The following is a 21080-nucleotide window of genomic DNA, read 5'->3' on the forward strand; positions in this document are numbered from 1 at the left end:
TAGCTGTGTCAGGGACCTGGCCTACGTACCCAGGGCATAGTGGTCACGGATACTATCCATTTCAGCCTCACTCCACGGCGCACTTTTCTTTTTTCGGCATCCGAGCTTATCAGCCATTAGCCTCACTGCGCCGGGCTTCCGTCCCAGCCGGACAGCAATATCCGCGACAGGTGTGGAAGAATCGTTATTTTCCAGAAAGGTTAAATCCCCAACGGTCCACCAGGTACGATGATTACGGTAACAGTCTGAATTACCCATATTTTTTAGCACTATGTTACTCTCATGCCTTCTGTTTTATTTCAGCATAGCGGGCTGCCAGTTGTTTCAGATGCATCTCCAGTTGAGGCCTCGCAGCGGCAGGTAAAGGTACTCCAGCAGGATTTTCTGACAATGCACGCAGTTGCTCTTCAGCCGGTATGGACAGGTTAAAAGACTGTCGGATGGAAAATACAACGGATTTCAGTTCGCTGACCGTCTTATATTTGCCCTTCTGCTCATCAAGCCCGTTCAGACGGTCACTCAGTTTTTGTAACGTTGCCATCCCCTGATTCCAGCCATTGAGTTGTTCTGTCAGTAATGCGGAAGAATTAAGTTGTTGTTGCCACTGTTGTATCAGAGGCTTAGCCTGCTCCGGGCACAATGCCTGAACCTGTTCGATGAGTTTTCTGCTGTATGCAATTTTCCAGTCAGACGGTAACTTACCCAGTCGGACAAGCTGCTGATGTGTGCGGGCGATAAGGTCCTGCGGTAACGGGGTCTGCTGACGCAACATCCCCAGTTGTTCAGACGTGAGAGGTGCAGGTAATGGCACCAGTGAGGCTGCAAGCTGGGTCTGTAGCGGATCTGACCGGTGAAGAAACTGCCAGCCCCACACTGTGGCGCTGGTTATCACCAGCATAGTCGTCCGTGGCTTCTACCGCACCATTCATCACGGTGGCAGGCAACATGATACCTGGCTGAATGTTCGGCCCGGTACTGGTTATACCATCGCTGTTTTCCAGCCGGACAGCACTGTTGTGCATCATAGTACGCAAGGTGTCGAGCTGGCTCAGATGCTTAAGCTCCAGACGTTGTCTTTCCAGCGCTTCCCTGTGGGCGCCTTCGGCGGCAAGCAGGGCTTCTTCCAGTAAAAGCTGCTGTTCCGCAAGGCGTTGCTTCTCCTCTTCCGCTTCGCGCTGCTGCTGGTCCAGCTCATCCTGACGCTGTTTTTCTTCCCGCATCTGACGCTTAAGCTCAGCCTGATATTCTTTTTCTTCCTGCGCGTTTTCCAGCAGGGCGACCTTATCCAGAAACTGCTGTTTTACGCTTTCCCAGTCGGCATTATCTTCAGGTACCAGAAAGGTGATTTTCTCGCTGATGGCCGCGTAAGCCGCTCTTTCCTTTCTTCTTTTAATCCTGACTATTTAATCTGAATAACGGATAAGGAACCTTTGCCATACCCGATTAATACTGGTTCCCTGAGCAAATCGGTAAATGGGTGTATCCGGGCTTGTTGGCCATGTAGAGAGGAGCGCATGTGGGCTGTCGGGGTTGTGTACTGACCGGTTCGTCGTTTTCTGCAACGGGTTGCGGTTTCTGCTTTTTAGCCGTTGTCACCTTTTTCGTCTGCGTTTTGCGGGTGGAAGTGGACGGTTTTGCCTGATTGCTGGCATCTGAGGAACCATACCCGGAACAGAATCGCTTCGACTGACTCAGGCTCCCGTCATTACAGACAAAACGACCATCCGATGTGCAGTGAGCTATGCCACCTTTTGAGCCTGAACAGGGCAGCCTTCCACGCGCAGCATCGGCTTGTGTCGTAAACAGTATTCCTGAAACCAAAAGGAAGATTAATTTTCTCATTTCCATATCCGTGATTTATTCCGTTACTTTGGGGCTATTTTCCCCGTCAGCCATTAACTGTTTCGCCAGGTTAATACGCAATAACTAACAAGCAAAAAGTAACTATTACTTATTCCGATTCTGCTATGAAAGAAGCGCGATAATCAGCCCAAAAAAATGAGCTCTCATCAAAACCCTGCCCAGGGAAGGATTAGGCTCAAGGCGGAGTAAAGGCCCAGCCGCTCACAGTACCTGACCACATATCTGACCTTACAGACGGGTAGTCGTGTCGAGATACTGCTGTTGCTTCAGATGCCTCAGCAGGACCCGTCCTTCCGGCATAAACTCGGTGCCGTAACGCACAAGTCCAATACCCCTGAGTTCAGCATCAATTGCATAGCGCAGTTCGCCCGGGACATTCTGCTCCAGCAGAACAACAGTTATTTTTTCAGCCGTGGCTCATATTTGAGCAAAACAGCCGACAGGGTACCCATCAGTTCATGGGCAGTCCCCGGCATACCCTGCAGGATTTTGGTCATATCGGGTAGGCCATAATCCGGCAGATGCGCCAGCGTGCCGGCACGGCAGTTAAGGATACGCTGCATATTGTCGAGTACAGACAGAATAACCTGGTTCTGCTCGCTGACCTGATGCAGGTCCAGGCCGCCGGTAAAGTTGCCGTAAAGCGTTTCATACAGTGAAGGACGGGGTGACTCACTCATCTTTCAGCGCCTGCAGGGTCAGCCGGTTGTTTCCCGCTTCGATGACGCGGGCTTTATCCGGGTCAAGGTCATCGCGGCTCAGTACCACGCGCCAGGTGTTGTTCTCCTGGTCCGGTGACATAAACATTCCCGCCACTGCCACGTACTGCGCATCTTTCTCCATCGGCATATCGACCGTCACCGCCCCGCCCGGCTGCAGGCGGATATCTTTTTCCGCCACCAGGTCTGCTTTAATAGCCTGGCTGTCAACTTTAAACAGTGACGGGTAGTCCGTGCTGTCGAAGGTCTTGCGGTCCTTCAACTGGTAAATACGCACCACCGTCGAAAGCGCAACCCCACCCGCATTGCTGTTAACGGCTTCCCGGGCGCGAATATCCAGATGCAGCGTTTTTACCTGCTTATAAAAAATCGATTTGGTCACAGCAACGGTACCGTCTGCCACTTTTTGAGTCAGCCCACAGCCCACCAGTATCAGTGTGATACCGGCGACCAGCGCGGCCAGCGGAAATTTACCAGCAATAATCGCCATCTTCATCGGTCTCCCTGCGGTGAATATTTTCCTGTAACCGCTCATAGCGGCCAAGATTGATGGTTATCGTTTTAGGGTGCGTGGCGGTGTTCACCGCATTCAGCGGCCGCATCACGGCAGTGCGCCCCAGTTGCACTGCGCCAGCTTCATGTCTGGTACTCATCGTCGCATCCGGCAGCAGACTGCGGTCGACGCACAGCTGCAGGCGGACATCGAGCCGCGAGCCAAGATACACATGCAGCAGCGCCATCAGGTCGGTGTGAAGTTCCCCGCCCGGCAACCAGCCCTGCACTTCAGCCGGGTCAGTGGTGGTCAGGCGCATCAACACCTGGCTGTTCACATCAGTGGCATAGTTGCCCATCACCGGGCGATTTATCAGGGTGACGGGCTGGCGCACACTCATGGTCAGGGGCTTCTTCAGCGGCACACGGCGTTTGTCGTGGTGCCAGATTTTCGCCTGCGTGTTGAGTGCCAGCAGACGTACCAGTGAAGCCATACCTTCAGCGGTACGCCCTGGCAGCAGCATGACCGGCAGCAGCGCCAGAAAGCGAGAAGCCGGGGTCGCGATGCTGTCCGTACAGCCGTCAATCCCTAGCCCGGTCAGCCCCAGCAGGTACTGAGAAGTTTTATCCTTACCACCTTCTTCAAAGGTCGCCGGGTAGGAGTATTTACGCCAGATACGGTAGTACTGGGCAATCAGCCGGTGGTTGAAGATATCAAGAAAATCGGCGGTGGCTTCATACCCTTCCCGCCGCCGGGTAATGTCATCAATGTAGTGCGTCGGTAGCGGGGACTCCACGCCGTAGAGCCCCATAAAGGTGATACGCACCGTCGGTGGCAGGTGCGGATATTCAGGCGACTCCACTCCCTTGATTTCGGAGGCCGGGAACCCCATCCCCGGATGAGGGCGGAAGCGCACCGGCTCATGTCGCACCTGCCAGGTGCTGCCGGTGACCGGTTTATCCGACTGGCTCTGCTCCAGCAACTGGCAGAAGCGGTAAAAATTCATGTATGGCAGCCGGTCGCCCAGCTGCGCTATCAGCCGGGCAGGCGCGGACTGTGGTTCTCTTTCCACCGGATGCATTTTCCTTCTGGCTGAACGATGAGGGTGAGCTGGTTGAACTGGTTCATATCGGCATACAGCGCAAAGAAACGGTTGAGCATTTCGCCGAACAAATGGATGTCGCCCTCCCCCGTAAACCCATTGCTGTCGAGGGTCACTTCGATATCCAGCCCCCGCAGCAGGTAGCCCTGCTCAAAACGTTGAAGGCGGTGGTGATCCACATGCTGAATCGCTTCCAGACGCCGGGTGTTCAGTTCATCTTCCTGCCAGTTATAGAGCGCCAGCGTGCCGCGAAGCACTTCGGCCGTGCTCATCATGTTCAGGAACCCTGACCCCAGATGGCTCAACACCCTCCAGTGGAAGCGGTCTTCAGCAGGCGGGTAAACCGGCAGCGTGGGCTTGCAGAGGTTGCGTACGGAAAGCTGGGTATCCACCACCTGCTCGCAGCGGTCCAGCAGCGTGCTCTGCAGCGCCCGACGCGGAAGCTGGCCGTTGGTCCCGGTGATTTGCAGCGACACAGCTTCGCGCTCAAACAGGCGGTCATCTTCCCACTGGTGACCTCCCAGGATAAGCCAGGTGTCATACAGTCCGGAGACACCCCGCTTAACGCGGGTGTGGTAATACCGGGGTGGCGCATGACGGCGCATCATCCCACCCTTGTGACGAAAGCTGCTGAACGGAACGTACTCTGCGTTACTGGTCCGGTTTGAGCCGGTAACCGAATCCACCGAATAAATCTCGGTATGCCCGTCCTGTAGCCGCTTAGGGCGCAGCAGGTACTCACTTTCAAGGCCCGTAATAGTGAGTGGGTCCGCCTCCAGGGTGAACAGGTTAATCACCGGTACGCAGTGGAGGCGAACGGCATCACCGGTGACCGGCAGGTCTGATGGCCACGGCGTACTGAACACGACTTCGATGTCGAAGTACTCCGCTCCGGCAGGCGGCGTAATGCCGTCCAGGCCGTTGAGGTGGACAAACATAAACTTGTCGCGGAAGGTGAAGTACTCCAGCAGAAGCTGGTAACCGCTGAACGCAGTGTCTCCTTTCGGCCACAGCCCATCCTCTTCGGCAAACCCTCCCGGTGAGAAATACCCGTCGAGGCGAATACGGTCGGTCTGGCCGGACAGACGCATATACAGGGCGGCCTGCCGTTTGGTCAGCATCAGATGCAGCTGGCTGCTGACAGGGGCATCCGCCCCGAGATACAGGCTCAGGCGGCGGAGGTCAGCACCGGACCAGTCTGCCTGGCTGCTGCAGGCAAAGCGCATCGTGAGCCGCGAGCGACCATCAGGTTCAGTGGTCATGGTGATGCCCGAAACGCTCAGGGGGTTGAGCATCACATCCCGGGTGGTACGGTAACGACAGACGGTGTTCTTTGGCCCTACCGGGCGGGAATATATCTCAAGGCCCGCAGGCACCACTTCCGCCATTTTCATGGCATGCAGCGCCGGGGTAAGTGCCACCACCGAGAGCGACGGAATGGTGCGCAGGTAGTGTGGCCAGAGCATGCTGACCAGACCTTCAGTCAGCTCCGGCAGGTCGTCGTCTATCTTTTCACGCAGGCGCCCCATTGAGAAGGCAAAGCCTTCGAACAGGCGTTCAACATACGGATCCGGTGTACCGGCCTTGTCGAGGTCCAGCATGGCGGCCCGGTCGGGGTGAGTTTGTGCGAACTCTTTCGCGGCTTCACGCAGATAGCGCATTTCCGCATCGAAATAGCGCAGGGTTAAATCTTCCATTTTGTTCATTTTCCTGTGGGTCTAACCGCAAAGCACGGCGGCACGGGCAGGATCGATTGCGATCAGCCCGGCAAATAACGGGTCCATTAACGGTGTAAGGCGTACTTTGTCAGCCTCACTGCGACCTGCTTTCAGTCTTAGGAGCTTCAGGTGGCGTGCGCGGACTTCAAACAGGAGCTCAGGCTCCCAGTCAGTGAGTGTGACCTCACCGGCCCGCTCGCTCAGCTCAGGGCAGATAAGCTCCGTGTCCGCCCCGGAGAGTTTATTGACCTCTTAATGCATTTGCTGGAAGTCATCATCATAGCCCGGGTCTTCGCCAGCGGGCGATTGCCCGGACAGCGGCTGCAGCCAGTTATCCCACTACACCACGCGCTCACGGGTTGCTACAAGTAATGGTTCCTGTTCTGCCTGACAGGCACTCAGTAACGTGTTCAGCATGCTCATCAGTAGACCTCCTCTGCATCGCTGGCGACCTGGCCTGATGCCACAGCGCCGGTCGTGCTGAAGATAGTCTCAGGCAGGCGGAAATTACGCAGTTTCAGCAATACCAGAGGTCCCTCTCCCGCTTCGGTACGCAGGGTGTAATTGAGCATGCGACCATCCTGGGCTTTCCAGCTCAGGCTGTAACTGCTTCCCACACCCGGATATGCCTTCACGCTGGCTTTATCAAGCAGGCGTATGAGGCCCCAGCTACCCGGAATATCCGCGTACTGGCGGGTGCCCGCCTGCGTGCTAATCCAGCTCAGGTTTGCACCGGGAGCTTCCGTATCCTCAGGCCAGGTGAAGCGCTTCCACGCCGGTAACTGATTCATGTAGGTCAGCTTCTGGCTGTCGATAATCATATCCGTCTGCATTACGCCACTGGCGGTGCCCGGTCGCAGCTCGAAGTTCATCCCGGCATTGCCTTCGGTGAAGGCCACATCTGAGATATGACTCAGGGTGTTGATGGCATTAAGGAATGCCGGGTTAAACGCCAGCCCCTGCGAGTTGATGCTGTCCGGCACCCAGCGATTGCCTTCTTTATGCAGCACGCCCTTAAGACGGGTCTGCAGGAACTGTGCGATACGCCCGGAGTCGGCATTGAGGTATTTAGCCAGCAGCGGCAATGAAACATCACTGCTGGCGTTGTTAAACGGATAACGGCCACCAAAGGCGCTGTTCCACTCAGCAACCACCGCCTGCTGCCACTGGGCATTGAGGCTGTCGGCCGCCGGGGTGAGTACCTGCAGCCAGGCCTGTTCCATCGGGTTCACAAACACCGTGCGACCAAAGCCGCTCCACTCCTGCCCCAGACCGGCGGCAATCAGGCTGCCATAGTCACGGGTTTCGGTGAGGTCCACGGCTTTGCCCTGGAATACCGTCTGGGCAATGGTCTGGATCATGGCCTGCGGGTCGGCGGCGTTGGTCACCTGCTGCAGGCGCAGACGGACCTGGGTCACGCGGGTCAGGTATGACTGCAGGCTCAGTACCTGTGCGCCGGTGCGGCTCTTGTCCATCAGCGCCAGCACCGGGCCAAAGGTCGCATCCAGCGGGCCATGCACACCGGCACTCTGGTCAATCGCATCCTTGTTATCACCGCCAAGCAAGTTTTTGGCCGATTTCACCAGGGAATCCGAAATGGCTTCACCAGTCTGCCCGGTGCGCCCCTGCACGTTCAGGGTGTTCATCAGCGCCACCAGAGGTGACTGACGCACATCGGCCATCAGGGTGAGCTGGTCAATAGAATCCGACAGCGTCGCGGCCCGGTTCCAGCGCAGGCTGTTCAAAAACTCCAGCCAGGCTCCGCTAAAGTCGGCAAAGTAGCGCTCCGTTAGCCGCTTTTTCAGGGCCTCAGGGGAGGTTTCATCCTGTTTACTCACCTGGCGTTTACTGTCAGTGAGTACCCAGTCGAGCTCATCCCGGCGGGCTTTCACCACTTTCTCGATGGCAGGCTGCACGGCCTGCTCCCAGGCCTGGCGAGTAAACATGCCCGGCACGATTTCCGTGGTGCTGAACAGGCGGGAAGCGTCAGTATCACCGGTCATATCTTCGAGGAGCATATCGACGTACAGGTGCGACACCTGGGAGAGCATCTTCTGGTACAGCGTTAATTCACTGTTACGCACGCCCATCAGGCGAACCAGCAGGGAACGCGCCTGGCTGACCATGTTTTCATCGGCACGTAACTTCCACTCAGGGTGCGCAACCAGCTGCGCGCCATAGAACGACAGCAGTGACGGGGCCACGCCCTGCCAGACGCCGCCTTTCACGCCATCACGATTCGGCCAGTCGTTCAGCAAAGCAGAGCTAAACCAGGCGGCGTCCATATGCTCAGGACGGGCCAGCATCAGGTAGAGCTTAAGCTGGTCATAAGTGTTTTTTGCCATCTGCTCACGCAGAGGACTGTCTGCCGGCAGGGCGTTAAAGGCATTCAGCTGTCTCTGCAGGTGTCTGGCTGCCGCATCCCGCAACAACGGAAGGGCGCTGTCCTGATAACGTGGCCAGAGTGCTGCCAGCAGCGCATCATTCTGACTCAGCCCGGCACGTTCATACCACGGCACACCATGCTCAGCACGGTACTGCAGACGAGCCTGCGTTTTCTGCAGTTCAGACAGGGCATGCAGACGCTGCTCCAGCGGCATATTTTGCCTGGCAGCAAGCGTTGCCTGGGCATTCGCGCCGTCAATCTGGCTGCGGTTCGTCACGTACGAGATGCCCATCCACACAGCCCAGCCCACCATCGTAAGCGTAGCGGCAGACGCCATCACCTTGCGCCACGGGATCCCCGGTTTAACGGGGCGCAGTCCGACAGGAAGCGTCCGGACAGATTCAGGCAGAACATCCCAGCGCTTGTCCATGCCCCAGTGATGCGGCACGGCACGTTCAGCACCGGCAGAAGGCTGGCTGAACACCACGCCAGCCAGCGGCAGCGGACGATACGGATTGAGCATCACCGACAATGGCGCGGTCAGGCTCTCCGGTTCACGAATGAGCTGGTCGGTAAGCATCAGCAGGAAGTTGTGTTTTACATCATCGCAGGTTTGCAGCAAACCCTGAGAAGTCAGTTCCGGCGTCAGGGCTGAAAGCTGTTCAGCCAGACCTTCAGGACCGCAACCGGCAGGCAGCAGACAGCCAGTGGCCTGTACAATGCGACCATCCGGCTGACCGGCACGCGGGTGCAGGGACCAGACATAAAGCGGGAGTTTCCAGCCAAGCATTTCCATACGCGCGCTGATGGCATGAGACAGGGAGTCCATGGTGCTTTCAGACGGTACCGGTAATGACTGCTCCAGCCCCGGCGCTGACAGCTGGTCAAAGGCTGAAGTGACCCACACCAGACCATCCACCGGACGGCGGCGCAGTTTGCGCAGGGCGGTCAGCCAGGCACTGTCCGCAGGGGTGTTGAGGTCACCGCCCCACAACAGCAGCGTGCCACGGTCTTCCTGCCAGAGCTGGCCCGTCAGGCCTGGGGTCAGTTGCTCCACTTCAGCGACTGTACCAGTTATCAGCAGAATGCGCGTTTTACGGCCCCAGCGACGACCGTAGAGGTTACGCATGGCGAGGCGGATGGTATCTACGGTGACGTTGCGTGGCGGGGTCCGGGCAACGCGGCCTTCATCGGATGGCAGAACGTTTTTGCGTTTTGCCTGAAAGCGTGACCACTGCTGTTTAATTGCAAGGCCGATGGCTTTACCGTGACGGAAAAGCAGCAGCAAAATCATCGCCACCACAAACCCCAGCACCTTCAATCCGTTGCTGTTCAGCCCAATGGCATCACCCTTTTTCCAGATGGCCAAAGCTACCGCCGCAGCAATCAGCGCTGTAATACTGAGACGTCCCCAGTTTCCACGCCACACTGAACTATCCTTCGCCATTCATCAGGTTCCCTGTAGTTACGGTATTCATATAACGTCGCTCTTTGTCAATGGATACCATCAGGCAGTCCTCTTTCATCAGGGCAGCAATATCGCTGACGACAGCTGCCAGAATCCAGGGTGAGAAGGGACCACTAAGTCCGGCATACCTTTCCAGCCAGTGGCATTGCTGTGGTTTCCATCTGCCTTCATATTTTTTCGCACTGACCAGCAAAGCGGAAAAATTATCTCCCCATGTAATACTGTCTCCGACAATCGCGTGCGTTTTGATGGCATGTGACTGGGTGGAGAAGAACATATCGAGCGCTTCATCCAATGCTTCTGTCGGCTCAAGTGACATGGGGCGTAGCAAGCGGGCGTGATGGCTAAGCTGATATTTAGTCGCCACATCATCCGAGGTCAGCAATAAGGCCGCGAGCGCATCGCTGTACTCCCTCTCTCCCTGAGTCTGGTGAACCAACAGAAGCTCAACATCCAGAATCGGGGATTTAAGACGTTCGCCCACCCAATCAAAAGATCTGGCTTTAAGGATCGTCAGCGGCGGTACGGGATAAGCCTGTCCGAATAACTGGAGCCAGCAAGTTGAAAATTCTCTCTGCAATGTCTCAGCAGGATCGTGTGAATCAGTCAGTAAGGTTGCGTGGAAAGGGAGGTCAGATAAGCGCTGTAATTCTGATATATCCAGGCCCCCAATCAATGCTGAAAAAGCATCTCCACCAGAGGGTAGCGTTATTTTCCGACAAAGAGAGCTACCCTGTTCGAGATCTTTGGGAGACTGCAAAAAGATTGATGGCGTCAGTCCATCAGGCAGGATGACTCGGCTATACAAGACCGCCAGATAACGCCCGGCCCAGGAGGTCCATTGCTGCTGCGCATAGTCTGCCTCATCTGATTCAAACTGATGCCGGTCCATTACGTGGTTATAAACCCAACCGCGAAGGCAAATCGTAATGAACCAGATAAAAATTGGGCTTCCGGAAACAATCCAGAGATTGAATTTTTGTAATGCTCCCAAAAAATGATTGGCGTGGAGAATAAAAAGCAGAGCTCCAGCAATAACAGCAATAAGGCCCACAATCAGCCACAAAACCAGTGAAGGTTCTTCTGGTTCTGCGGTGATAGTAGCTTTCTGACGCTCCCAGCTCATAAATTATCCTACTGAACAATCCGGCGCACTGGAGATAACATGGCAGCCGCATTCACATTCGCAGCCATCCACAACAACTTGTTTGCCATCAGATATCCATTCTGGTGATCCTTCGATAATGGCATTGACACCATGCCCCTCGACAGGACAATTAATTTCATCGCCAACAAGAGCCACTTTATTTCCGTTCACAATCATGGTCGAAGATGCAGATATAACCTCACCGCCGTGAGTAGTTTTATCTCCAAGCAATACAAATCCTTTACTCATAACACACCTAATAAATTAATGTATATTTTTTAATTGAGTCGACGAAATTGAATCCACCCGTTCTTAATCTGAGGCACAATATCTTCATCGAGAAATGCAGAACAAATACCGAGTTCACCGACGGCAAAAACTGTTGCAGGATAGCCGATTAATATATCTTTCCTGCTTGATGGGTCTGACTCCTCAACATCAGGAAGTCCCGTTTCCGCATAATTATTAGATTTCATATAGTTATTACAATCAACGCTGAATCCTTCACCATTAACTGCGTTTATCGGCACTACTTCCTCATTTTTTAATTGAACAACTTTTCCATTAAATTTTTTTCCAACAGAAACTCGTTCTTTTGAATCTTCGTTTAAAAATCGAATAGTATTTGCTAATACAATCATATCGTTGCCTAGAAACTTAGCATCAGCCCACCCTACAACATTTAAATCAGCATCACTGCTTTCATGATAAAAATACAACTCAGGTACATTGTCCTTGATTTCAACATATATTTCATTAGCCACAGCTAGTTCAGGCACAGGATTTAAAATATATTCGCCAGAATCTTTTCTTGGATTGTTTGCCAAAACACCATATTCCTTTAAAACTCCTTTATCCTTATAAACCCAATAGCCATAATACAAGCCATCTTTTATCTGAATGGTTTTAGCACAGGTAATTACTGGGAAGAATAAAATCATATAAAGAAAGATTTTTTTCATTGTACGATCTCCACATGAAATGCAGGTTCGCCATGATTTTTGAGTGGGCTTATATACTTCATTTTACCTGGGTTGTCTTTAACATATTTTGTAAGCGCTTTATCAAAAGCACGTTGTAAACTGGCTGGTAGTGATTTTTTACTCATATCGAATACATTTCGAAGAGCGTAAGCCTCCAGAGATACGCAATGCTTTGAAACAAGACGGCCATCCTGTTGTAAAATTTCAATTTTTTCCATCATCGCCTTCTTAACCACGCTTTCTTTACTTCTATCTGTACCTCCGGCATCAATCCCTGCTTGTACAACCTCCTTTCCTGGAGCTGCATAATAATCGAGTTGAGACTGTGTGCCTTTAGTACACATATTATCGTACATAGCATCTACTTGCTTTTGCACTGTACGCAGTGTACTTGTAATCGTGACCTTATGAACACCTGAGGATTTCATTATTTCTTTCATTATATCAAGGGATTGAATAGAAACTATAGTTTTTAAGTTCTCCGGAATTTTAGGTGAGAAAATTATGGCGGGTACAAAATCCCTATCAACAGAAACCTCTTTAGCCTTCCCCTCAGAAGTAGTCTGATGCTTTTCAGGCTCACTCTTATTTCTACTCGTTACGGACTTATCTGTTGTCGTAGTTTTAACGTGGATTATATTACTATTTTTCTCCGAGTCTGCGGACTTGCTTCCTTTTGGTAACACGATATGACTTCTCGAGTATTCAATTGCCGCTTTAGCATTTGCATTTTTAAGCCCAACACTTTTCAGAATTTCTTTTTTTGTTTGTTCTGGCACATACCGGCTAGTGTACCCGTGATTTTTATTACCATCAGGTATTTTTAGTTTAGCTCCAACCCTTAGCATATTTACGTTCTGGATTTTATTAATCCTCGCCAACTTTTCAACTGATACACCGTGCTTTTTAGCGACTGCAGATAATGTGTCACCTTTTCTAACGACATATATTAAAGTTTCAGGTTTTTCATTACCCTCCTTTTCACTAGAGGTTTTAGCCAATTCTTTATAATTATCAGAAAGAATAGTAAATACAACTTCAGAACCTGCGATGGCATTAACTGCTTCGGTCATCCCGTTTGAGTCAGTCACCCCTTTTATAAAGAAAAGAGATTTTTCATAATCTGACACTAAATTCGGACATGTTGAAACAGGAAACGGAGAAATAGCAGCAATATAATTTTTATTTTTGAATGCTGTATTATCCCCGGTTGACAGCTTAAATTTAGTGCTTACCTCAGTGTTTTTGAGCAACCCTTCCGTAACAGATAAGCGATCGGTTATATATTGCGCCCATTTTATCCCATCTGCACTTTTCTCACGTGTACCATCGAGATATTTTCCTAAACTATAGGCGCCATCATGATGTAACAAATAAAGCCATTCCCAGTATTCACTTTGATCTGATGTGTAACTCTCCATCACCTTCGATTTGTTAAGTAAAAAGGAATAAATTACCGCATAGCATCCTTTTTCAGCATCAAAAACTTCTTCATTACGAAGATCTAGCTGAAAACCAAGAATGTCTTCAGATTGTGTCAATGCATCTTTGATAAAACCAACCGTTCCTTGTGCTAAACCAGCCGCACTAGTAGTCCCCGCAGCCGCATCCGGGTTAAATCCAGATTCAACTTTAGCCGTTAATAATATATATGAGATTTCTTTATAACTTAATCCATAGCGGACAGCTATAGTGATTATCATATCTATAATAGCATTCTGAACATCTTTATCAGCATCTCCTGTTGTACGGCTGTTACCTCTTAGCTTTCGGGATGTATCTATATCCGGATAAAGTGATATTAAAGAGAATGGCTTAATCTGGTCATCAAAATATGTCTTTCCTTTTTTGGCATTCAAGTACTCATATAAATCAGACATACCATACCTCAGCGATTTCTAATAAATTCTATATTTGTATTATCGTATGGGTTTTTTATTTCTCGAGCTCTAAGCTCAGAAAGCTTGTTGCCTGTAATAAAGTTTCCTGAAAGATCAATAAATGGGGCGTCAATATAGGATAACAAAGAGCCCTTTACACTCTCTTCTTCATCCAACCCAAGATGGTATCCGATGACGACACTTTCATTGTCATAGCATTTCATTGTGGAGGGAGCCCAATCACCTGGCTTAACTACATCATTAAAAGAATACCCTTGTTTTTCCAGGAGTATTTTCTGATCGTTTGGGATATATGGCACAGGAAATAATTTATCATGCGTACCATTTTTTATTTCCAGTTGGTAACTTTTGCATATATTTTCCGTTGAGCTTCTTTGATTCACCTGACATTCGGCGCTAATCGTTACCAAAGCTGGACCACATTGCATTTGTGCTGATTTAGCACTCCATGAGGTACTAGCAAAAGAATAATATGGAATCAACCAAACGAATAAAAAAAATTTAAACTTAAAAGCAATGTCATTCACTTTTATTTCCCTCACAATTACTGCATTGACAACTATCGTCCTGGTATGACATATCTGAAAATGATGAACAATGAACTCTATCTACAATATTCTCACTATCGTACCAATAGTCACTTTGAATCATTTCAAATTCAAAAGGCTCATTCGGGTTTGATGAGTAAACTGGGACTGTTTCACCATTCTCGTCTGTTCTACCGAATAATTTCTGCCCGTTGCTCGATGTCAGCATGTATGCCGCAGCGGCAACAGGAACATCAGAATCAGACAATGCCGTGAATTTCCCGCTATATCCTGATGGTAGCTGCGGCATCGAACTACTCATACTAACACTTCCCATTTTCTGGGCATTAGCACATTTCCACAAGATATTGCCTTCACAGCCCAGAATAATATTTTTACCCTGCAACTGGATGAACGAGCCATCCAGGTTTTTCAGCACAACATCTTTCGCTGCGGTGATTTCGACTCCCCCTTCCGTACTTGTTACCGTGATATCCTGCTTCGCCAGCATCTCCAGCCCATCATCCTGCGCCTGGATTTCTACCTTTCCCTTAGCGGCAAACAGTTTCATCCCGGCTTTTCGGGCCAGCATACTCACGGCTTCACCCGCCGCTACCGTAAAACGCTTCAGTGCACTGATATCAGTGTTTTGTTGGGACATAATCCCCACGCTGGCACTTCCTGACGCCACGCGAACCGCTTGGGGGCTGGTGATGCTCACACCTTCTGGTGCATTCAGCACCATTCCGGGTTTAGCCAGTTCTTTCAGAGCGTCAGTCAGCTTAACCTGGCTCTGAATATCAGCAGGCAAAGCCTCTGCCGTTTCGGCTGCATCAGAAAGATTGCGGGCAATACTCAGTGCATTTTCAAGTTGAGCGATGGCCTCCTGCATTGATAACATCTTATCGCCAGCAGGCTGCTTATCTGCTGTGATGAACACACCATCACCGCCACGAATGGCTACATGCCTGTCGGTACGCAGTTCCGCACCTTCCCCACGCAGTTCTCGGGAAGCATCCACGTTATGCCCTAAATTAAGCTGGGTCTTGCCCCCGTACTCGGTACTCAGCTTAACGTGCTCTTCACCCCGCTTGTCCTCCATCCGCAGCTTGTTCAGGCCAGCGGTACGGATGACATTGCGTGTACTGTTGGCTTCAGTGACGTGGTCAACGTGGCGGGAATCGTGCAGGGCATGGGCTATGTACGGCCGGTCCGGGTCACCTTCGTGGAACGCAATAGCAACTTCGGTGCCCTGTATCAGCGGGAAGTGGAAGCCGTATTTATCACCGCCGTAAGGCTTGGCAAAACGCACCGGCATACTTTCCATGCCCTGACGCTTGTCGTCGCGGTCGGCATCAAATTTCACCCGGTACATGCCCGACGCATCCTGCCAGGCGTAGATGTCGTTCTCTTTGGCGCTGGTCACGCGGGCCGTCAGCGTGCCACTCACCACCGGGCGTTTTTTCGCGGCAGGACGCCAGCAGCGGTTCTCGTAGTAGGGCATCCCCTCCCACATTACGATAAGGGCATCTTTACGACTGGCTATATAGCCCGTGCGGATAATGATAATGCCGTTGTCCGTTTCTGATGGCAGTGTCGGCGGTACCACATGCTCACTGATGGTCAGCACCTGGGCCGGAGAAAGCAGGGCATCATTACTGCAGCCGCTGATAGTCGTCTGTCCTGACAGAAAACGCTCATGTTCAAGGCGTGCCCAGAAGTTGGCGGTTTCCGCTGAAGGTGCGATTTTATCGCCACGTTCAAGATGACGCGGCAGGTAGTGATAAACCTCACCGTAGGTCATACCGTCACCGTCGCCACGAGTCATGTCCGCCGGTACAGAAGTCAGGACATTCTGGGCTTCACGGTGATTGTAATCACTGGCGGTAACAGAGCGCTCAACCACGTTCTGTCGGACGTTAACGCCCCACACCGAGTCAGTAGCATTATCATTCATCCCTGACGGGCTGTTGAGCGGCAGAGACTTACCGAACGTCCATGCGCTCTGCTTGTCTGCGAAATGCACCACTTCGGTCTGGGTATCGGGCTGAAGGGTGAAAAAGTAGAAAATCCCCACTTCGGCCAGCAGACGCTCAATGAACGCGAGGTCATTTTCCTTGTACTGGTTAATCTGTTCACGCTTCGGATAGTCGGCTTTGAGGGTGAACTCATACTCCCAGCCTTTCAGGCCATGTTCCTGCAAAACATCGGCGACAACTTCCGGTACCGACTTATTAACGAAAAAGCGATGGGTACGGAACTGCTTGCGCAGCAAAGACAGGAACGGCTCAATAATAATCTGATACGTCGTCTGGTCACGTGAACCACTGATACGCTTAAAATGCGTCACCACACCATGCACCACTTTCTGCCCGGTCAACCCCATCAGCGGCCCTGTCCCCATGGTCAGCGTGGCCGGCTTGGTCAACAGTTGCGCTGAACTGATATTCTGATCGCTGCTGGTAAAGACAATCTGGTAGTAATAAAGCTCACTCATGAACTCCTTACCGCTGAAATTCTCCACATCGATATCTGCCGTGCAGGACGGAATATCCAGGCGGTAGCGGTTTACCCCGCCTTCAGTTAGCGCAGACAGGGGGTTCTTAAGCGTATCTGTCAGACTCATGATATTGACTCCATGGGATAACCTGCTGTCCATGACTTTCTTGCCGAAGGGAAAGTAACAGGTTTAATCAGGGGTACTCAGTGAGTACGAAAAAGGGTGATTGCGACTCCAGCCCCGACAGCACACATGAGGGCTTTTACCAGCAATACGGTTAATTCAAAGCTGTCCATCGCATATTCCCCATCATCGCTGATGGGAATAAAATACTTAACAAACATGTAAATAAAAGCATCAGGAAGAAACAGCATTTCTATTGTAACCAAAGAAATAAAAACAATTATTTTCATCGCCTTAGCTTCGTGTACTACTCGGAAACTCGAATTACTCCATAAGGCCTTGCGAATTCGCGTTCTGTCAAAGGAAAATTATACACTTGATTATTATTAACACCGACACCAACGACAAAACTTCTCGCTTCTTTATTATCCAGGATCGAATGAAGAACAAACTCCACAATATATTTATTACCATTTTCAAAATGGTAATAAGATGGAGGAATGCACAACTCACCATCAATAACCTTAAGACCAGGGGAGAAATCAAAGTCCTTTTCCTTTGAAAGTGTTCCTCGTAGATTGATCCCCATATCTACTGGCTGATAATTTTGTGCATTACTAATATTCACGCAAACATTATTACCCTTTCGGCTCGCCTGTGCAGTTTCTTCAAATCGCATTCTGTCACCTGGTCCAGGACATCCCGTCAGGATTGAAAGAGAAAAAAACGATAACAACAGAGAATTAATCTTAATAAAATAATTACGTCTCACCATGGAAATCCCCTCAGAGCATTTTTATATCCCTCACGTATCACCGACTCAGAAGTATCCCCATCGAGGGTAATATCGGGATATCTTTTATTTTCAAGGTGACTCCAAATTTCATAACCAAATGTTTGCAAAACAAAATTATCTGCAATTATCTGCGCCTGCTGCTCCATCGGATATTCGCTTAAGAGACGACCATCAAGGGTGTAACGATAACTCACCATCCAACTCACCAGCCCTCTGAAGATGACATTCATTCCTTTTGCACGCTGCCAGACATGCCCCATTTCATGGATAAAAAGATGTTGAAAATCGTCAGTTGTCTGTGAGAAATCATCGAAATATTGATTGCGGAAATAGATCTCTCCATTCGGAGTCATCGCCGTATCTTCATTTTGCAGATTAAAAGGCAGGTAACCTGCTCTGTGGATCCATATTTTCGAATAATCAATAGTGGATAAAAAAACAGATTGTGCCAGCCGTATCTCACCCGTCGTAAGTAGCCTGACACCCTCTTCTTTAATTCTGAATTGATCCTGAGTTTCTTCAGTCATGTTTAAACTCCAGCACAGTACCCTCTTCCTCATCCCAGCCAAGCGTCAGGGAGCGTGGTTTCTGCTTCGCCGCCATGTGGGTCAGCAGCTGTTGACTCAGCACCGGCAGAATTTGCTGGTTGAGCAGGCTGTCAACGTTGCGCGCGCCGGTATCCGGCAGCAGGCAGGCGGCGGTCAGCGCGTCATACAAGTTCTCATCAATATGCGTGGTCAGGACGATGTAAGCGCTTGCTGACCTGCTCCAGTTTCATCTGCACGATGGTGCGCATCGTGGTTTCGGCTAACGGACAGTAAATCACGGTCTGGAAACGAGCCAGCAGCCAGTACTCAGGCAGAATTTCCGCATGGGCGCGGGTCTGACAGAGCGAGGCAATCCCTCCCATCGCGCGGGCACAGTACGGATTCAGACGACGTAACAGGATGGCTGGATTTTCCATTTTCTCTCTCTTGATGGCTTCCGGGCACGCTACCGCCCTTCGCTGTTTCCCGTTCAGGGGACCAAAGCGCATATGGCCGGGCAGGCAGATTGTGGGGTTCTTTGCTCAACGCCCCTGCGGGCAGACGCTCAGCAAAAAAGCGGACAGGGAACTCTGCCCGCATCGGGCTTACGCGGTGGCGCGTTCGTTCCAGGAATCGGAATGAATGATGTTGCCGTCTTTGTAGGTCCAGGTGATTTTTTCGTAACGCAGCTCAATCTGCTCGAGGTGGTTGTGCTTCTCGAAAGAAGGATCCTTGACGTCGTGCATCACAGGGTTCACTTTCACCACTTTCACGTTTTCTAACTTCGTGTTGAAGTACTCCACTTCCTGGCCCGCGTCGTTGATTTTGTACCACTTGAATTCCGCAGACTTGAGGGTCTGACCGGTGGTCACAGCCTTGTACAGGTACGAGCTGGACGAGTCGATTTCCTTGGTGAACAGGAACGGGGTGTGAATACGGGTACCGGTCAGTTTGCCGGTGTTGTTGTCAGTCGGGATGTACAGGTTATGTTCCTGAGCGACAACTTCGATGCTGCCGTCACGATCCTGAACGTCCACAGACCCTTTAATGTCCGCACCACCGTCGTCTTTCAGCCAAAGATAAACAGGAATTGCCATCGGATTTACTCCATTAATGTTGAGAAACGTCATCATCCTGCGATGACGCCTGGGCGTTGCCCGGTATCTGGCAGGCATCGGCCTGCGGAACCAGACTGATTTCGACACGGCGGTTGAGCGCTCTGCCCTCCGGGGTGTCATTGGCTGCGACCGGGCGGCTCTCGCCATAGCCCTGCACCGCAAAACAGCTTTCCGGCACATCGCCGGTGTCCCGCATCCAGTCGCGCACCGCTTCGGCACGCTTCAGGGATAACGTTTGATTGAGTTTCGGGTTGCCGGTGTTGTCGGTATGCCCGCTGACCACAATCAGCCAGCCCGGCTTTGCCTTGATACCAACCAGAGAAGTCACCAGCATTTTGGTGGAGCCAGCCTTTAGGTCAGATTTGCCGGAATCGAACAGCGACATGCTGTCGAGGCGAATAGTTTTCGGACCCTGAATGATTTTCTTAATGACAGGTGGAGGCGGTGGCGGAGGTGCCCAGTCACTGATGGCGGCCTCAACGGGCGGAACCAGACGCAGTCCCTGATACAGACCCAGGCGATAACGCAGTGGCTCCCCACGACGCTGCCAGTCATCCAGTAATGCGCCATCGGCGCGCAGACGCTGCTGAGCGCGGAGTTTCGGCGCAACCGGCGTGCCGGTGAGATGGTGGTATAAGGCAAGATGGTCGCCAACATTGCGGATGAGACTCTGGTTGTTCATCCAGGACGCCAGCATCGCCAGCGCGAGGAAAATCCCGCCCACTAATCCGGCGTAACGCCAGAACACCATTCTGCGGCTGACGCCGCGTCGGCGTGGTAACGCCGGCAGCAGCAGTTCAGGCAACGGCAAAGGCTCACCGTTTCCGTTCACATCAGGCGGCAATGCAGTGACAGAGGCTATGTGTTGCTGCCAGAGGTTACCGGCAACACCGTTAACCGGCACCATGCACAACCCCTGCACGCAGGGCTTCATAACCGGCAGCTCGCCCCGTCGTACCGACAGCAGGTCATTCACAGCGGTATTCTGCCAGGCAAGCAGACTGTCCAGCCACAGGCCCTGGCTCAGACGGGAAAGACGTCCGTCTGACCCGGTCTCCCGGGTCCACTCCGTCAGTGACACATTGCCCTGACCGGGCTGATACACCTGGATACAGGTCCGTTGGCTTACGGTGGTAAACCAGACCGGCTCTGCCTCCGCGCAGGCCGCAGGTGGCGATATCCAGGTCACGGTCCACAGCGGGGGGATCGTGCCAAACGCCGCACGGCACTGGACGACAGCACGCTGCCAGCCCCGCAGAGACTGGGTAAAATCATCCCCTGATGTGTGCCGCTCAGGTACCACAGCCAGCATGACGGTGATTTGCGACACCAGTGCCGGGCGGATCAGGCTCAGGTGTTGAGCAAACAAGGGCAGCTGTTCTGCGTCTTTTACCCGCAGATACCAGCCCTGTCGGGTTTCACGATGCAGTGCAGACTCAGCGAACAGCGCGCTGTTATCGCCACACACCAGAATGACCGCGCCCTGAAAATCTTCCGGGGGCAGACTCTCGTCCACAATATCTCTGAGAGCCTGTGCCCGCAGCTGTGATGCCAGGCGCTGACGCCAGAACATCGCCCCGCACACCAGAATGACCAGCAGACTGAATGCCACACGGCTCCCGACCGACAGCGGCCAGAAGCCCAGGATAAGCCACAGCGCCAGTACGCCCGCCAGGGCGATTAACAGACTCCGGTAAACATCACGCATC

General features: G+C 51.9%; 16 protein-coding genes and 4 pseudogenes. All 20 read right to left on the bottom strand.

Features of this window, described 5'->3' with window-relative positions:
* Window positions 1-280: 280 nt before the first annotated feature.
* Window positions 281-1385 (bottom strand): annotated as a pseudogene (locus tag C3432_RS27915) (VasL domain-containing protein); the annotation flags it as partial.
* 58 nt (window positions 1386-1443) lie between these two features.
* On the bottom strand, window positions 1444-1842 hold the full coding sequence (locus C3432_RS28295; protein WP_103775365.1) for a hypothetical protein: 399 nt from the start codon (window positions 1840-1842) through the stop codon (window positions 1444-1446).
* A 249-nt stretch (window positions 1843-2091) separates the two neighbouring features.
* Window positions 2092-2543, bottom strand: a pseudogene (gene tssE / locus C3432_RS03955) (type VI secretion system baseplate subunit TssE).
* Window positions 2536-3072, bottom strand: coding sequence for a type VI secretion system lipoprotein TssJ (tssJ, locus tag C3432_RS03960; protein WP_181012866.1), 537 nt, complete (start codon window positions 3070-3072; stop codon window positions 2536-2538). Before tssJ ends, tssE begins: the two are co-directional and overlap by 8 nt.
* Window positions 3053-4156: a type VI secretion system baseplate subunit TssG gene (gene tssG, locus C3432_RS03965; RefSeq protein WP_103775367.1), complete on the bottom strand. Its 1104-nt coding sequence runs from the start codon at window positions 4154-4156 to the stop codon at window positions 3053-3055. The genes tssJ and tssG overlap by 20 nt, the downstream gene beginning before the upstream one ends.
* Window positions 4111-5874 (bottom strand): type VI secretion system baseplate subunit TssF, encoded by a 1764-nt coding sequence (gene tssF, locus C3432_RS03970; protein WP_103775632.1) that lies wholly within the window; start codon window positions 5872-5874, stop codon window positions 4111-4113. Before tssF ends, tssG begins: the two co-directional genes overlap by 46 nt.
* A 21-nt stretch (window positions 5875-5895) precedes the next feature.
* Window positions 5896-6102: pseudogene (locus C3432_RS28510) on the bottom strand (type VI secretion system domain-containing protein); the annotation flags it as partial.
* A gap of 215 nt (window positions 6103-6317) precedes the next feature.
* Entirely contained in the window at window positions 6318-9728 is a 3411-nt protein-coding gene (locus C3432_RS03985) for an ImcF-related family protein (protein WP_103775368.1), read from the bottom strand.
* Window positions 9715-10875, bottom strand: a complete 1161-nt coding sequence (locus C3432_RS03990; RefSeq protein ID WP_103775369.1) for a hypothetical protein — start codon at window positions 10873-10875, stop codon at window positions 9715-9717. The genes C3432_RS03985 and C3432_RS03990 overlap by 14 nt, the downstream gene beginning before the upstream one ends.
* Window positions 10876-10878: 3 nt before the next feature.
* Window positions 10879-11145, bottom strand: coding sequence for a PAAR domain-containing protein (locus tag C3432_RS03995; protein ID WP_103775370.1), 267 nt, complete (start codon window positions 11143-11145; stop codon window positions 10879-10881).
* 29 nt (window positions 11146-11174) lie between these two features.
* Window positions 11175-11858 (bottom strand): hypothetical protein, encoded by a 684-nt coding sequence (locus tag C3432_RS04000; RefSeq protein WP_103775371.1) that lies wholly within the window; start codon window positions 11856-11858, stop codon window positions 11175-11177.
* Entirely contained in the window at window positions 11855-13759 is a 1905-nt protein-coding gene (locus tag C3432_RS04005) for a LysM peptidoglycan-binding domain-containing protein (RefSeq protein ID WP_103775372.1), read from the bottom strand. Before C3432_RS04005 ends, C3432_RS04000 begins: the two co-directional genes overlap by 4 nt.
* 8 nt (window positions 13760-13767) lie before the next feature.
* Window positions 13768-14307 (bottom strand): hypothetical protein, encoded by a 540-nt coding sequence (locus C3432_RS04010; protein WP_103775373.1) that lies wholly within the window; start codon window positions 14305-14307, stop codon window positions 13768-13770.
* Complete coding sequence (locus C3432_RS04015) at window positions 14300-16933, bottom strand: type VI secretion system Vgr family protein (RefSeq protein WP_103775374.1); 2634 nt, start codon at window positions 16931-16933, stop codon at window positions 14300-14302. Before C3432_RS04015 ends, C3432_RS04010 begins: the two co-directional genes overlap by 8 nt.
* Before the next feature lie 77 nt (window positions 16934-17010).
* Window positions 17011-17220 (bottom strand): hypothetical protein, encoded by a 210-nt coding sequence (locus C3432_RS04020; RefSeq protein ID WP_103775375.1) that lies wholly within the window; start codon window positions 17218-17220, stop codon window positions 17011-17013.
* Window positions 17221-17237: 17 nt separating this feature from the next.
* The gene (locus C3432_RS04025; protein ID WP_103775376.1) at window positions 17238-17705 is read right to left on the bottom strand and encodes a putative T6SS immunity periplasmic lipoprotein; all 468 of its coding nucleotides are present in this window, start codon (window positions 17703-17705) and stop codon (window positions 17238-17240) included.
* Complete coding sequence (locus tag C3432_RS04030) at window positions 17699-18253, bottom strand: type IV secretion protein Rhs (RefSeq protein WP_103775377.1); 555 nt, start codon at window positions 18251-18253, stop codon at window positions 17699-17701. Before C3432_RS04030 ends, C3432_RS04025 begins: the two co-directional genes overlap by 7 nt.
* Window positions 18246-18690 (bottom strand): annotated as a pseudogene (locus C3432_RS04035) (hypothetical protein). The gene C3432_RS04030 and the pseudogene C3432_RS04035 overlap by 8 nt, the downstream one beginning before the upstream one ends.
* 168 nt (window positions 18691-18858) lie before the next feature.
* Window positions 18859-19350 carry a type VI secretion system effector Hcp gene (gene hcp / locus C3432_RS04040; RefSeq protein WP_103775378.1) on the bottom strand — a complete coding sequence of 164 codons (492 nt, stop codon included), beginning with the start codon at window positions 19348-19350 and terminating at the stop codon, window positions 18859-18861.
* Between the two features lie 13 nt (window positions 19351-19363).
* On the bottom strand, window positions 19364-21079 hold the full coding sequence (locus C3432_RS04045) for an OmpA family protein (RefSeq protein WP_181012867.1): 1716 nt from the start codon (window positions 21077-21079) through the stop codon (window positions 19364-19366).
* Window position 21080: the final 1 nt, after the last annotated feature.

The sequence above is a fragment of the Citrobacter amalonaticus genome (assembly GCF_002918555.1).
GTDB classification, from domain to species: Bacteria; Pseudomonadota; Gammaproteobacteria; order Enterobacterales; family Enterobacteriaceae; genus Citrobacter_C; species Citrobacter_C amalonaticus_A.